Source organism: Mycobacterium cookii (genome assembly GCF_010727945.1).
GTDB lineage: Bacteria > Actinomycetota > Actinomycetes > Mycobacteriales > Mycobacteriaceae > Mycobacterium > Mycobacterium cookii.
This window is the reverse complement of the sequence record NZ_AP022569.1, coordinates 2567718-2581879: the sequence shown is the minus strand read 5'-3', so window position 1 is coordinate 2581879 and position 14162 is coordinate 2567718. Positions and strand designations below refer to the sequence as shown.

The 14162-nt window shown below is 63.6% G+C and carries 13 protein-coding genes; 9 read left to right on the top strand and 4 right to left on the bottom strand.

Annotation, left to right across the window (positions count from 1 at the left end; translation table 11 throughout):
• Positions 1 to 10: 10 nt before the first annotated feature.
• The 4 genes from G6N27_RS12085 to G6N27_RS12070 all read right to left on the bottom strand — a co-directional run bounded on the left by G6N27_RS12085 (position 11) and on the right by G6N27_RS12070 (position 2870).
• Positions 11 to 412 (bottom strand): hypothetical protein, encoded by a 402-nt coding sequence (locus G6N27_RS12085; RefSeq protein ID WP_163781708.1) that lies wholly within the window; start codon positions 410 to 412, stop codon positions 11 to 13.
• Between the two features lie 139 nt (positions 413 to 551).
• Positions 552 to 1919: a cytochrome P450 gene (locus G6N27_RS12080; protein WP_163776541.1), complete on the bottom strand. Its 1368-nt coding sequence runs from the start codon at positions 1917 to 1919 to the stop codon at positions 552 to 554.
• The gene (locus G6N27_RS12075; protein WP_163776540.1) at positions 1916 to 2119 is read right to left on the bottom strand and encodes a ferredoxin; all 204 of its coding nucleotides are present in this window, start codon (positions 2117 to 2119) and stop codon (positions 1916 to 1918) included. Before G6N27_RS12075 ends, G6N27_RS12080 begins: the two co-directional genes overlap by 4 nt.
• Positions 2120 to 2168: 49 nt before the next feature.
• Positions 2169 to 2870: an SDR family NAD(P)-dependent oxidoreductase gene (locus tag G6N27_RS12070; RefSeq protein ID WP_163776539.1), complete on the bottom strand. Its 702-nt coding sequence runs from the start codon at positions 2868 to 2870 to the stop codon at positions 2169 to 2171.
• 373 nt (positions 2871 to 3243) lie between these two features.
• Here G6N27_RS12070 and G6N27_RS12065 point away from each other — a divergent pair, with 373 nt between their 5' ends.
• The 9 genes from G6N27_RS12065 (at position 3244) to G6N27_RS12025 (ending at position 14135) form a co-directional block, all read left to right on the top strand.
• On the top strand, positions 3244 to 4452 hold the full coding sequence (locus tag G6N27_RS12065) for a CaiB/BaiF CoA transferase family protein (RefSeq protein WP_163776538.1): 1209 nt from the start codon (positions 3244 to 3246) through the stop codon (positions 4450 to 4452).
• A gap of 149 nt (positions 4453 to 4601) precedes the next feature.
• Positions 4602 to 5408, top strand: a complete 807-nt coding sequence (locus tag G6N27_RS12060) for an MlaE family ABC transporter permease (protein WP_163776537.1) — start codon at positions 4602 to 4604, stop codon at positions 5406 to 5408.
• 40 nt (positions 5409 to 5448) lie between these two features.
• Positions 5449 to 6291 (top strand): MlaE family ABC transporter permease, encoded by an 843-nt coding sequence (locus G6N27_RS12055; RefSeq protein ID WP_163781706.1) that lies wholly within the window; start codon positions 5449 to 5451, stop codon positions 6289 to 6291.
• A gap of 12 nt (positions 6292 to 6303) precedes the next feature.
• Positions 6304 to 7491, top strand: coding sequence for an MCE family protein (locus tag G6N27_RS12050; RefSeq protein ID WP_163776536.1), 1188 nt, complete (start codon positions 6304 to 6306; stop codon positions 7489 to 7491).
• Positions 7488 to 8537: an MCE family protein gene (locus G6N27_RS12045; RefSeq protein WP_163776535.1), complete on the top strand. Its 1050-nt coding sequence runs from the start codon at positions 7488 to 7490 to the stop codon at positions 8535 to 8537. Before G6N27_RS12050 ends, G6N27_RS12045 begins: the two co-directional genes overlap by 4 nt.
• Positions 8537 to 9655 (top strand): MCE family protein, encoded by a 1119-nt coding sequence (locus G6N27_RS12040; protein WP_163781704.1) that lies wholly within the window; start codon positions 8537 to 8539, stop codon positions 9653 to 9655. The genes G6N27_RS12045 and G6N27_RS12040 overlap by 1 nt, the downstream gene beginning before the upstream one ends.
• Positions 9655 to 11100, top strand: a complete 1446-nt coding sequence (locus G6N27_RS12035) for an MCE family protein (protein ID WP_179963374.1) — start codon at positions 9655 to 9657, stop codon at positions 11098 to 11100. The genes G6N27_RS12040 and G6N27_RS12035 overlap by 1 nt, the downstream gene beginning before the upstream one ends.
• Positions 11097 to 12428, top strand: coding sequence for an MCE family protein (locus G6N27_RS12030; RefSeq protein WP_163776534.1), 1332 nt, complete (start codon positions 11097 to 11099; stop codon positions 12426 to 12428). The genes G6N27_RS12035 and G6N27_RS12030 overlap by 4 nt, the downstream gene beginning before the upstream one ends.
• Entirely contained in the window at positions 12429 to 14135 is a 1707-nt protein-coding gene (locus G6N27_RS12025) for an MCE family protein (protein WP_163776533.1), read from the top strand.
• Positions 14136 to 14162: the final 27 nt, after the last annotated feature.

Sequence of the window (14162 nt, the reverse complement as noted above, 5' to 3'; positions counted from 1 at the left end):
AGCGCCGACTTCAGAACCGAACGAGACTTAACGGCCAGCTGGCGGTTCCGCCCGGCGCGCCACCACAGCCGGCGTCAAATGTGGAATCCACCGAACCGCTCAGCGTCACCGCATCCCACGTATACGTGTCGTGCGACGGCAGGAAGTAGACCGTGCAGCGCACACCGTCGGGCACGTCGACAGTCGTCGTGTAGCGGCCGTTCGCCAGATGTGCAACGGCGTACCACGGTGTCGCTTGGCCATTCGGCCTGGGCTGGGCCTGCATCTGGACGCAGTCAGCGGGGTGTCCTGGCTCGCACGGCCGGATATCCCACAACCACGAATGGCCCGGGTCGCGTGGTGACTGCACTTCGTAGTTGCCGTACGGCATCCCGGCGTGTGCCACCGGAGCCAGCGTCAGCGCCGCGGTCATCAACGGAACGCTCAGCGTCAACGATTTCACGTCCTGCCCCTCCGTTCGTCTCCTGGAAGACCTGGGTCGGCTGAATATAAGCCGTCTGGTCGCGGCCTTGCGTGGTATTGCCAAGTTAAGTGCCGACGTAGTGAAGCGTTCAGTCGATGACGGCGGATTCCTTGCGTTCGGTGATCGGCAGCGCCAGCTGCTGGTCGTCGCAAATCCGCTGCAACTTCTCCAGCGTCTCGTCCAGCCCGGCGCCGAGGCGCTTACCCGGGGTGAAGGTCGCGGGCAGATGCCGCATGCCCTGGATGACGCCGATCGTCTCGTAGTGCACGGTGCCTTCGGGATCGCACTGGTAGTCCGGCATCCGGTCGAGCACCGCGGTCAGCATTGATTTGAACACGGTACGCGCCACGTTGGATCCGATGCAGCGATGGACGCCGAGGCCGAAGCTGAAGTGCCGGTTACCTTTACGGTCGAGGACTATCTTGTTCGGATCGCTGAACACCGACGGGTCGCGGTTGGCCATGGCCCACGAGATCCACAGCCGCTCGCCCTCTTTGAACTGCGTTCCTTCGATTTCCACGTCGTCGGAGAAGGTGCGCCCGTCGCCCGGTGCGGGGGTGTAGTAGCGCAGGAATTCCTCGGTGGCGGAGTCGAGCAGGGTGTCGCGCTCGCGGCTGAGCCGGGCGCGCTCGTCGGGGTGCTGGGAGAGCCACTCCATCGAGTGCGCGGTCAACGCGGTGGTGGTATCGAAGCCGCCGCCGATCACCAGCCCGAGGTTGCCCATGATCTCCAAGTCGGGCGCGGGCTCGCCGTCGATGCGTAACTGTAGGAGCCCGTTGACGATTCCCGGTCGAGGGTTCTCCCGGATCTCGATCATGTTGTTCAGCAGATCCAGACCCATTTGCCGATGCATGGCGACGATCTTGTCGATGTCGGGGGAATGCTCGGGCGTGTACACCGATGCGTGCACCGGTTCGCTGTACATCGACCAGTTCTTCAACGGGATGCCCAGCATCGCCAGCGTCAGCACGGCGGGCACGATGTTGGCGAGGTCGTCGACGAAGTCGATGTGGCCGCTCTCGATCTTCTCGTCGAGGCACGCGCGCGTGACCTCGTCGATGAAGGGAGCCCATCGTTTGACCGCGGCCGGTGACAGGTAGGGGTTGAGCACGGTGCGATAGATGCGGTGCTCGGGTTCGTCCATCTCCAAGATGCCGCCCCGCACCCCGCTGGCGCGCTTGGCCTTGGGGATCGAAATGCCTTGATAGCCGCGGCGTTCGCCGTTGATGTCGTGATCGTTTGAGACGACTGGGCATCGGGCGAGTTCGAACACTGCGTTGCTGCCGCCCGCCACCCAGTGACCGTCGTAAGTGTCGGACCACGCGACCGGACACTTCTCGTGGATCTCTTCGGTGATCTTTTCGAACTGGATGCGGTACTCGGGCGTGTGCCGGTCGAAGTGATACCGGTTCTTCTTGCGATCGCTGTCGCCTGCGATGTCGTCGTCGACGCTCACGATGGGCCCTCCGTGATCAAGATGGCTTGCTCGGGGCAGGAGTGCGCGGCCTCCCGCACGACGTCTTCCTGGTCATGCGGGACGTCTTCGGAGACTGCTGATGCGTGACCTTCGATGTCGTCGAGCACGAACGAATCCGGCGCGATCATCGAGCACAGCGTGTGCCCCTGGCAACGCTCTGGATCAACCCGAACTTTCACTAGTCTTCCTCGCTCCTCTGAAGATTCCGCAGCCAAATCCGTGCGGCGGCTAGGTGTTTCGGCCGCCGTTCACACCCAAGATCTGACCGGTGATGTATCCGGCTTCCTCGGACACCAGGAACGCGCACGCCGCCGCGATGTCTTCGGGCTTGCCCATCCGCCGCACCGGTGTTGCCGCAATGGTCTTTTCGATGTCGCCGAGGTTGCCGCGCTTCTCGGCGCTGCGCAGCATCGGAGTGTCGATGAAGCCCGGGGGAACGGCGTTGACGGTGATGCCGTTCGGCCCGTACTCCAGCGCCAGTGACTTGGTCAGCCCGTTGACGGCCGACTTGGCGGCGACATAGTGCGACATGAAGGGTGCGCCGGAGTGAGTGCTCGAGGAGGAGATGTTGACGATGCGTCCCCAGCCCGCATCGAGCATGTCGGGCAATACGGCCTGGATCATGTGGAAGACCCCGTTGAGGTTGACGTCGATCAGCCGCTGCCATTCCGCGAACTCGATGTGCGCGAAACGCTTGAACCCATCGAGCCCGGCCGCGTTGACGAGAACGGTGACCGGACCGAGTTGTTCGCGGATGCCGGCCAGCGCGGCGTCGATCTGCGTGCGATCGGTCACGTCGGCGGTGAACGCGGACAGGGCGTCGGACGGCGTGCGGTCCAGGGTTGCGACCTGTAATCCGTCTTTGCGGAGTCGCTCCGCGACGGCCAGGCCGATTCCCGAACCGCCCCCCGTGACAACGGCCGTCCTCATGTGGTCACCCGGTCGAAGACCGCCTCAAGCACAAAGAATCTCCCTTCCGAATATGAGAACCTTACTCTCACGTTCCGGCCGCTCGCAAGACGGCCCAGAAACCCTGCTCAGCCTGCGAAGACGGCGGAATTCATGATCACCCATATCGGTTCCGAGTATGCCAGTCTCGTTTCTCCCGTTTGGTTGAATTCTCGTTGGCGGAATGTAAGATTCGCCCGGGATGAGAATGAAATTACCCGCGTGTCGAGGAGTCTGGAATGCCATCGCACGACACGGCCACAGCCACCATGAGCGATAGCTCGCCGACGGAAGCTGGGGCCGCGCACGCCAATTGGCGACTGCTGATCAATGCAGCTGTTCGCGGGGCGGCCTGATGGGCGGGCCGTTGGAGGGCATCCGGGTCCTCGAAGTCGCCATGTACGGGTTCGTCCCGTCCGCGGGCGCGGTGCTCGCCGAGTGGGGCGCCGACGTCATCAAGGTCGAGCATGCTGTCACCGGTGATCCGCAGCGCGGCCTGCGGCAGACGGGGTTGCTGCGCGTCGAGGGTGATCCCAACCCGAACATCGAGCACGCCAACCGGCGCAAGCGCAGCGTCGGGCTGGACATGTCGGTGCCCGAGGGCAAAGAGGTCCTCTACGAGCTTGCCCGCCGATCGGATGTTTTCCTGACCAGCTTCCTGCCGGGGCATCGGAAGAAGTTCGGCATCGACGTCGACGACATCCGCGCGGTCAACCCGAAGATCATCTACGCCAGGGGCAGCGCGCTGGGTCCGCGCGGCGCCGAGTCGGAAAAAGGCGGCTACGACATGACCGCGTTCTGGTGCCGAGCCGGAACCGCCGCCACCATCACCCCGCCCGGAACCGAGGGCATGGTCGGTCCGCCCGGACCGGCGTACGGCGACACCATCTCCGGGACCAACCTCGCCGGTGGCATCGCGGCGGCGCTGCTCAAGCGCGAGCGCACCGGCGAACCGTCGGTCGTCGACGTCTCGCTGCTGGGCAGCGGCCTGTGGTCGCTGGGACACACGGTGGCGCTGACCACGCACCTCCATCAGCGGATGGAGGCATTCCCGCCGGGCGTGCACGGTTCGCCGATCAACCCGCTGGTGGGCCTGTATGCGACGTCGGACGGTCGCTACATCTCTTTTGTGATGATGCAGGCCGGCAAGTTCTGGGCTGACGTGTGCAGGCACATCGACCAGCCCGAGCTGGCCGACGACCCGCGCTTCGACACGAGCGAGAACATCGCCGCCAACACCGCCGAGGCCGTGCAGATCCTCAGCAAGGCCATCGCCACCCGCAGCCTCGCGGAATGGAGCGAACGCTTCGCCACGCTCGCCGGACCGTGGGCGCCGGTGCAGGACACCTTGCAATCGGCCAACGACGCTCAGGTGCGCGCGAATGAATATGTAGTGCAGGCCGGTGAACTCGAGCTGGTCGCCAACCCGGTGCAGTTCGACGTCGCCGCACCGGTGTCGGGGCCTGCCCCGGGGTTCGCCGAGCAGACCGACGAGATCTTGGTGGAGCTCGGGTTGGACTGGGACCGCATCATCGAGCTCAAAACTATCGGTGCCGTCACTTAATTCGGAGGTCCCTCTGTTGTCAATTTTCACTCCCGCCGCTCTCGGCATGGGTCATAATCGCCGGACGCTTAACGAAGTGGGAATTGTCCGGCCCGCCCTGCTCGAGAGCGCGATATCACGCGAGCGATACGGAGGGACGGTGGGCACCGATGGCGATTAAGGGAGCGGAGCGCTGGTCCACGGGTATCAGCTTGCCGAACGGTCTCTCTGGCGCAATGCAGGCCGTCGGCGGTCTGTTCGCGATGAGTGCCGACGCGATCAAGTTCGCGTTCCGCAGACCGTTTCAAGCACGCGAGTTCTTGGAGCAGTCCTGGTTTATCGCACGCGTGGCGTTGGCTCCGACGTTCTTGGTAGCCATTCCGTTCACCGTCTTGATCAGCTTCATCCTCAACATTCTGTTGCGGGAATTGGGCGCCGCGGACCTCAGCGGCGCCGGTGCGGCTTTCGGCGCAGTCACCCAGGTCGGCCCGCTGGTGACGGTGTTGATCGTGGCCGGTGCCGGCGCGACGGCGATGTGTGCAGACCTCGGCTCACGAACGATCCGTGAAGAGATCGATGCGATGGAGGTGCTGGGCATCAACCCGGTCCAGCGTCTGGTGACGCCCCGGATGCTTGCTGCCGGGTTGGTCGCGCTATTGCTCAACAGTCTGGTCGTCATCATCGGAATCGTTGGCGGCTACGTGTTCTCGGTGTTCGTCCAGGACGTCAACCCCGGCGCGTTCGCCGCGGGGATCACCCTGCTGACCGGGGTGCCCGAGGTGATCATCTCCTGCGTCAAGGCGGCACTGTTCGGCGTCATCGCCGGCCTGGTGGCGTGCTACCGGGGGCTGACCGTATCCGGCGGCGCCAAGGCGGTGGGCAACGCGGTCAACGAAACCGTGGTGTACGCGTTCATGGCGCTCTTCGTTGTCAATGTGGTCGTTACGGCGATCGGCATCCGATTCACGACAAAGTGATGGTGGGGGACATGCCGTGACGTTAGTGCGTTCGCTCAGGATGACCTATCCGCGGGCATTCCGCGTGTTCGGTCAATGGCGCAGGCCTGTCGGCACTCTCGCCTCGGTTGGCGACCACACCGTGTTCTACGGAAAGGCATTGGCCGGCATACCCTTCGCCGTCACTCGCTACGGGCGAGAGATCATCCGTCTGATTGCCGAAATCAGCATGGGTGCGGGAACATTGGCAATGATCGGCGGAACCGTTGTGATTGTCGGCTTCCTGACGCTGGCCGCCGGTGGCACGCTCGCGGTCCAGGGCTACAGCTCGCTGGGTAATATCGGCATCGAGGCACTTACCGGATTCTTGGCGGCGTTCATCAACGTCCGTATCGCGGCACCGGTGGTCGCCGGAATCGGTTTGGCCGCGACGTTCGGTGCCGGTGTGACAGCGCAGTTGGGCGCCATGCGGATCAGTGAAGAAATCGACGCGTTGGAAGCGATGGCGATTCGGCCGATCTCGTACCTCGTCAGCACCAGGATCGTGGCCGGCATGCTGGCGATAACCCCGCTTTATAGCATTGCCGTCATATTGTCTTTCCTCGCAAGCCAATTCACGACCGTGGTGTTGTTCGGCCAGTCGGGTGGCCTGTACAACCACTATTTCAACACCTTCCTTAACCCGATCGACTTGTTGTGGTCGTTCCTGCAGGCGGTGCTGATGGCCCTCGCCGTCCTTCTCCTGCATACCTACTACGGGTTTTTCGCGTCAGGCGGGCCGGAGGGCGTCGGGGTGGCAACCGGCAATGCGGTACGCACCTCCCTCATCGTCGTGGTATCGGTAACGCTGCTGGTTTCGCTGTCGATCTACGGCTCAAACGGAAACTTCAACCTCTCGGGATAGGAAACACATTCCATGCCCCACAACGGGATTCGCGTACTCACGGGACTGGTGTCCGTCGCGGTTGTCGCCGCGATCGTTGCCGTCGCTGTGGGCTTATTCCGGGGCAGCTTCACCGAAACCCTGCCGGTGACCGTGCTGTCTCCACGGGCCGGCCTGGTGATGAACCCGGACGCGAAAGTGAAGATGCACGGGGTTCAGGTGGGCAAGGTTGCCTCGATTGAGTCGCGGCCCGACGGTCAAGCCGTCCTGCACTTGGCGATGTATCCCTCTGAGATGCACCTGATTCCGGCCAATGTGCTCGTCGACCTCACCGCGCCAACGGTGTTCGGCGCCAAGTTCGTCGAGCTGGTCCCGCCGGCGGAACCATCAGCGCAGCCCCTGCATGCCGGTCAGATACTCGACAGTCAACACGTCACCGTTGAGGTCAACACGGTGTTCAAACAGCTGACATCGGTGCTGGGCACACTCGACCCCGCGAAGCTCAACGAGACCCTCGGTGCTATCTCGCAGGCACTCAGCGGGCGGGGCGAAAAGATCGGTCAGGCCTTCAGCGACCTCGACTCGTTCCTGGCGAAGTTCGATCCGTCCCTTCCCGCGCTGAGCCACGACATCGCAATGTCAGCACCGACATTCAGGGCCTACGGCGATGCGTCGGCGGATCTGGTGAAGACCCTTGAGAACTCGGTGAAGATCAGCAAGTCGATCGTCGACGAGCAACGCAACCTTGACGCATTCCTGATCAGCGCGATCGGTTTGGCCAACGTCGGCAACGACGTCCTGGGCGCCAACCGGAAGGGGCTGACGGACGTTTTCCACCTACTGGCGCCGACTACCGATCTCCTCAACGAATACGCCCCGGCGCTGACGTGCACTTTCGCCGGTGACGCGGAGTTGTCGAAGACGCCGCCGTTGCCGGAACCGAGCATCGCGATCTCAGCCAGTCTCACGTTCGGTGCCGAACGCTATCGGTATCCGCAGAACTTGCCCAAGGTTGCGGCGACAGGCGGCCCCCACTGCATGAACCTTCCCAGGATTCCCTTCAACAGCAAGGCGAAGGTTCTCATCGCAGATACCGGCTCCAACCCGGTGGTGTACGGGAATCCGCAGTTGCTGCTCAACTTCGATGGCCTCAAACAGCTCTTGTATGGCCCGATTGACGGCCCACCGCGCAATCCCGCTCAGGTTGGACAACAAGGATGAGGGGCTCACTGGGCCCGACGCTGGTCAAGTTCGGTGTCTTTGCCGTCGTGATGTCGGTGCTGACCTTGTTTTTGTTCTTCACCTTCGGCCAGTACCGCACCGGTGCAGTCACCGGCTATTCGGCGCGCTTCAACGATGCGTCACGTCTGAAGGCCGGCGACTCGGTGCGGGTCGCCGGCGTCCGGGTGGGCACCGTCAACGGTGTTGCCCTGCAGCCGGACAAAAAGGTGGTGGTGAAGTTCGACGCGGACCGGTCCGTCGTGCTGACCGACGGCACCAAGGCGGCGGTTCGTTACCTCAACCTGGTCGGTGACCGGTACCTCGAATTGGTCGATGGCCCGGGGTCGACTCGGCGGCTGCCGGCCGGCGGGCAGATCAACGTCAGTCATACCGCGCCCGCGCTTGACCTCGATCTGCTGCTCGGAGGACTGAAACCGCTTATTCACGGCCTGAATCCGCGAGATGTCAATGCGCTCTCGTCAGCGCTGTTGGAAGTGTTCCAGGGTGAGGGCGGCACCCTGCAGTCGCTGTTCAACAAGTCGACGTCGTTCACGAATACGCTGGCCGACAACGACCAAACCATCGAGCATCTGATCGACAACCTGAACACCGTGGCGGCCACCCTGAACAAGGACGGCGGCCAATTCTCCGGGGCAATCGATCGTCTCGAGAAGCTGGTGACGGGACTGGCGAACGACCGCGACACCTTCGGTCCCGCCATCGACGCGCTGAGCAACGGCACCCTCACGTTGGCAGACCTATTGGGCAAAGCAAGGCCACCGCTGTCCGGCACCGTAGAACAGCTCAGGCGGCTGGCCCCGAACCTCGATAGCGACAAGGACCGCCTCGATGCCGCACTTCAGAAGGCGCCCAGGAACTTTCGCAAGCTGGTCCGGCTCGGCGTGTTCGGCGCGACCATCCCGTACTTCCTCTGCCAAATCACGATCCGTGGCACGGATCTGTCAGGCAAGACCGTGATTGCTCCCTGGTTCACATCCCATGAGCAGCGGTGCGAGGAACCGGAACCGGAACCGGGGAGACACTGATGCTGAAATACCGCGGAACCGGGCTGATCAAAGCTGGATTCATCGGCGCCGTCCTGATCGGGATGCTCATCCTGGTGGGCCTGTCGCCCGATCGGATTGTGGCGCTGGCGACCAACGTCCGCTACCAGGCGATGTTCTCCGAAGCCGGCGGGCTTGCCACCGGCAACGCGGTAACTGTGTCGGGAATCAAAGTTGGCACGGTGTCGGATGTGTCGTTGCACAACGGCGATGCTCTCGTCACGTTCACGATGAAAGGCAACGTTCCGCTCGGCAAGGACACCAGCGCGCACATTCGCACCGGCACTCTGCTGGGCGAACGTGTGCTGACCCTGGAGTCGGCCGGCGGCGGAACAATGCATCCGCTGGATGTCATCCCGATATCCCGGACCTCCTCGCCCTATTCGCTGACGCAGGCGGTCAGTGACTTCACGGCGTACGCCGACCAGACAAACACCGCGACCCTGAACCAGTCACTGGACACGTTGTCGGCAACTCTCAACCAAATCGCCCCACAATTGGGACCTACCTTTGACGCAGTCAGCCGGTTGTCGCAGAGCCTCAACAACCGCAACACGAGCCTGGCCGACCTGTTCAAGAGTGCCAGCGCTGTCACCGGGATCCTGTCCGAACGCAGTCAACAGGTCAACAAGCTCATTCTGAACTCCGACGATCTGCTGCAGGTCTTGGCGGGGCGGCGGAACGAGATCGTTCAACTGCTTGCGGCTACGTCGATGGTTTCCAAGCAGCTTTCCGGATTGGTGCATGACAACGAAAGTAAGTTGGCGCCGGCACTGCAAAAGCTTAATTCGGTGACTGCGGTGCTGGAAAAGAACCGCGACAACTTCGAGAAAGCAATACCCGGCCTCGCAAAATTCGAGATCACCGTGGGTGAGGCCATCTCCAGTATGTATGCCTACTCGGCGTTCGTCCCGAACTTCCTTGTCCCGCAAATCTTCCAGCCCTTCATGGATTACCTCTGGGGATTCCGCACCTTCGATACTGGGCGCGGTCCGGGATTCCCGTCGCCGGTACCGCGGTCGCTCGTCCCGCAGCTGTATAACGGCGCTCCGCTGTGCCCTGGCTGTACGTATGGCGGCCGGATCGGGGGAGGGCAATGATGTCGGTGACCTCGAGGATCTCCCGACTTCCGCGCAACAGGCTCACGTCCATCGCCGCCGTAGTCCTGGCGGGGCTTCTCGTTGCCGGTGCGGCCTTCGCGGTGCGACAGATCTTTTTCGGCCCGAACACCATCACCGCCTACTTCACGTCGGCCACCGCGATTTATCCCGGTGACCAGGTGCGGGTTTCGGGTGTCAAAGTCGGCACCATCAAATCCATTGAGCCCCAGGGTACGAAGGCGAAGATGACCTTGCACGTCGACCGCGACGTGCCTATTCCGGCTGACGCGAAAGCGGTTATCGTCACCCAGAACCTGGTGGCCGCCCGGTACGTTGAGCTCACTCCCTCCTACCGGACCAGCGGCCCGGTCATGGCTGACGGTGCGGTGATACCGGTCGAGCGCACGGCCGTTCCGGTGGAGTGGGACGAGGTCAAATCCCAATTGATGCGGTTGGCAACGGATTTGGGCCCGAACGCCAAGGTGTCGACACCGTCGATATCGCGGTTCATCGACAGCGCCGCCAACGCGCTAGAGGGTGGTAACGGCGAGAAGTTGCGCCAGACGCTGGCTCAGCTGTCCGGAGTGGCGCGGACCATCTCGAACGGCAGCGGCAACATCGTCGACATCATCAAGAATTTGCAGATCTTCGTCACCGCGCTGCGCGACAGCAACATTCAGATGGTGCAGTTCAACAACCGACTGGCCACGCTCACCAGCGTGGTCAACGACAACAAATCCGAGCTGGACGCGGCGCTGACCGACCTGTCGTCGGCGGTCGGCGAGGTGCAGCGTTTCATCGCCGGGACCCGCGATGAGGCCAGTGAGCAGATTGACCGATTGGGTAAGGCCATCCAGCCTCTCGTCGATCAGCACATGGGTCTGGAGAACATTCTGCACGGCGCGCCGACCGCGCTCAGCAACTTCTTCAACGACTACAACGCCGATACCGGAACCATCGTGGGTGGATTCGGGATCGCGGATTTCGCCAATCCCGTGCAGTCCGGTCTGCTCCTTCCGCTGCCGATTCCTGGGTGCGGACAAGTCCAAGCGATCGGGAACGTCACGTCAACCGAATCGGGCAAGCTGTGCTCGCTGTTCCTCGGGCCCGGTTTGCGGGTGCTGAACTTCAACAGCCTGCCAATCCCGATCGATCCATTCATTCAGAAGTCGGTCGACCCGGCCAACGTCGAATACAGCGAAGCGCGGCTCGCACCCGGCGGCGCGGGCCCGAAGCCTGGACCGCCGGAAACCCCGCCGGCCGTGTCTGCGTACACCGGACTGAACGGTGACTCGGCTGTACCCGGCCCGGCACCGTCGGTGCCACTGCCCCGGATACCGGGGGCGGCGATGCCGCTGCCGCCACCGCCGTCGAGACCGGAGGCCCCGCCGCCGGCGCCGAGCGTACCGGGAATGCTGCTTCCAGCCGAAGGCCCGCAACCGTGACCGCCCGGATCGCGGTGCGGCGACTGCTCGCCATCGGATGTTGCGTGATGCTGACCGGCACCGGTTGTGCCTTCCACGGCCTGAACTCGCTGCCGTTGCCCGGCGCGGTGGGCCGCGGACCAGATGCCGATACCTATCACGTTGAACTGGCGAATGTCATTACGATGGAGTCGAATTCGCCGGTGATGATCGACGACGTCGTGGTTGGCAGCGTGGGCCCGATGACGGTGAAAGACTGGCACGCAGACGTCCAGATCTCGGTCAAGCACGATCTCGCCATCCCTGCCAACGTGGAAGCCAGCATCGGTCAGACCAGCCTGTTGGGCTCCATGCACTTGGAGCTCAATCCGCCGCTAGGGCAGCCCGGTGTGGGCCGGCTGCGGCCGGGCGCCACCATCCCGCTGAGTCGATCGTCGACCTATCCCTCGACCGAGCAAACTCTGTCGTCGCTGTCGCTGATCATCAACGGTGGTGGACTGAGCCAGATCGGCGAGATCATCCACAATTTCAGCGCCGCACTGGCCGGACGTGGGGGCGCCGTTCGCGATTTGATCAATCGCTTCGACACGTTCGTGGGGACACTCGACCAACAGCGCGACAACATCGTCGCGTCCATCCAGGCACTGGATCAGCTTGGCGGCACCTTCGCGGCACAGCGCGACGTCATCACCCAGGCGCTGCGTCAGGTCCCGCCCGCGCTCGATGTGCTGATCAAGGAGCGGCCACGCCTCACGGCCGCTCTGGACGCCCTGCGCAAATTCAGCAACACCGCTACCGGGCTGATCAACGACACTCAGGCCGACCTGGTCAGAAATCTGAAGAATCTGGAGCCGACCGTCAAGGGGCTCGCCGACGTCGGACCCGACCTTGATACTGCGCTCGCGGCATTGACGGTGTTCCCGTTCACGCAGAACTTCGTCGACCGCGCCATTCGAGGCGACTACTTCAACCTGCACGTCATACTGGATCTTTCGATTCCACGGCTCAAGCAAGGCCTGTTCCTCGGGACGCACTGGGGACAACTCGGGGAACAGCAGATACCCGCGCCCGGGGACCCGCCCTACCTGCAGTACACACGTGATCCGTTGCACGGGGGCTTCGGGCCGCGGCCTGGTCCGCCGCCACCCGGCGCGCCGGCGCCACCGGCCGGGATACCGCCGGCCGGCCCACAGGCGCCGCCGCCACCTGGCCCACCAGCGCCGGGGCCTCAGCCGAATCTTCAGTTCAGCGCTCCCCTGCCGGGACCCGCCGCTGCATCGCCTCCGGGGCCAGCTGCGCCGAATGCTGCACCGCCGCAAGGGATTCCGCCGTCGGAGGGGGGCAGGTAGATGCTGACGCGCTTCGTCCGGATTCAGCTACTGATCTTCACGATCATCGGGATCATCGGCGTGGTCGCGATGGCCCTGTTCTACGTACAGGCGCCGACCCTGCTCGGTATCGGTCGGATGACTGTCACCCTCGAGCTGCCGGCGACCGGTGGTCTTTATCGGTTCTCCAACGTGACCTACCGCGGAGTGCAGGTCGGCAAGGTCACTGCCGTATCGCTTACCGCGAAGGGCGCCAAAGCGACGCTGTCGCTGGGCACTTCGCCCAAGATCCCGGCGAACCTGCAAGCCGATGTGCTGAGCGTGTCCGCGGTGGGCGAGCAATTCGTGGACTTGCGGCCACGCACCGATTCAGGGCCGTATCTGCACAACGGCTCAGTTATTGCCATGCACGACACCACGATTCCGCAAGCGGTCGGACCGATGCTCGATCAAGTGAGCGCCCTGGTCAAGAGCCTTCCCAAAAACAAGATCGGTCAACTGCTCGACGAGTCCTTCCAGGCCTTCAACGGGGCCGGATACGATTTAGGGTCACTGACCGATTCGGCGTCGCGAATCTCCGCCGACTCCAATAGCATTGTCGAGCGCACGCGCGCCCTCACCGAAGACGCACAGCCGCTGCTCAACGCGCAGGCGCAGACGACCGACTCGATCCGGCTGTGGGCGCGTAGCCTTGCCGGGATTTCGGATGTGCTGGCCAACGATGACTCCCAAGTGCGCACGGTGTTGCAAAACGGTCCCGGGGCGCTGGACGAGGCCTCGCGGCTCTTCCAGCAGATCAAGCCGACGTTGCCGCTGTTACTTGCCAACCTGACCACGATCGGGCAGATCGGCATCACCTACCACCCCTCGATTGAGCAGCTGCTAGTGCTGCTGCCGGCGGCGGTTGCCTACGAGCAGACGGCGGGCAGTACGAACTGGCCCGACGGTCAGTCCCGGGGCGACTTCGCGCTCACCGTTGACGATCCGCCGATTTGCACTGTCGGCTTCTTACCGCAAAGCCAATGGCGATCCCCGGCCGACACGAGCGATATCGACACCCCGGATGGGTTGTACTGCAAACTTCCGCAGGACTCACCGCTTGCGGTTCGCGGCGCCCGCAACTATCCGTGCATGGGGCATCCCGGAAAGCGCGCGCCCACCGTCGAAATCTGCAACAGCGACAAGCCGTACATGCCGTTGGCAATGCGCCAGCACGTGCTCGGCCCGTCTCCGCTGGATCCCAACTTGCTTGCCCAGGGCATACCACCCGACGACCGGGTCACCGCGGACAAACGAATCTTCGGCCCGATCGAGGGAACACCGCTGCCGCTGGGGGCTATCCCACGGGGAACACCCGCCGGTCCGCGGGGAGCGACTCCACCGCCGGGCACGCTGGGCGCGGCCGTACCACCGGTGCCGTCGGCGGCCAACATGTCGACGCAGGCGGCGGACTTTCCGCCGATAGCGCCACTCGACGTACCGCCGCCGGCCGCCCTGCACCGGCCGCCTGCGCCCCCGAGGCCACCGGCAGTGATCGACGGAGGCCGGCCGCAGGCGGCCCCAAGTTCGTTCGGCGGCAAGACAACTAAGCCCGTCCCGTCGGTCGCGGTCGCCACGTACGACCCGCGTACCGGTCGCTACCTCACTGCGGACGGGAAGTTTTACGAGCAGTCGGACCTGGCAGCGTCGGCGGCGCCCAAGAAGTGGCAAGACCTGCTTCCGACATAAACGAACGGCTGATCGATCGACTGCCGG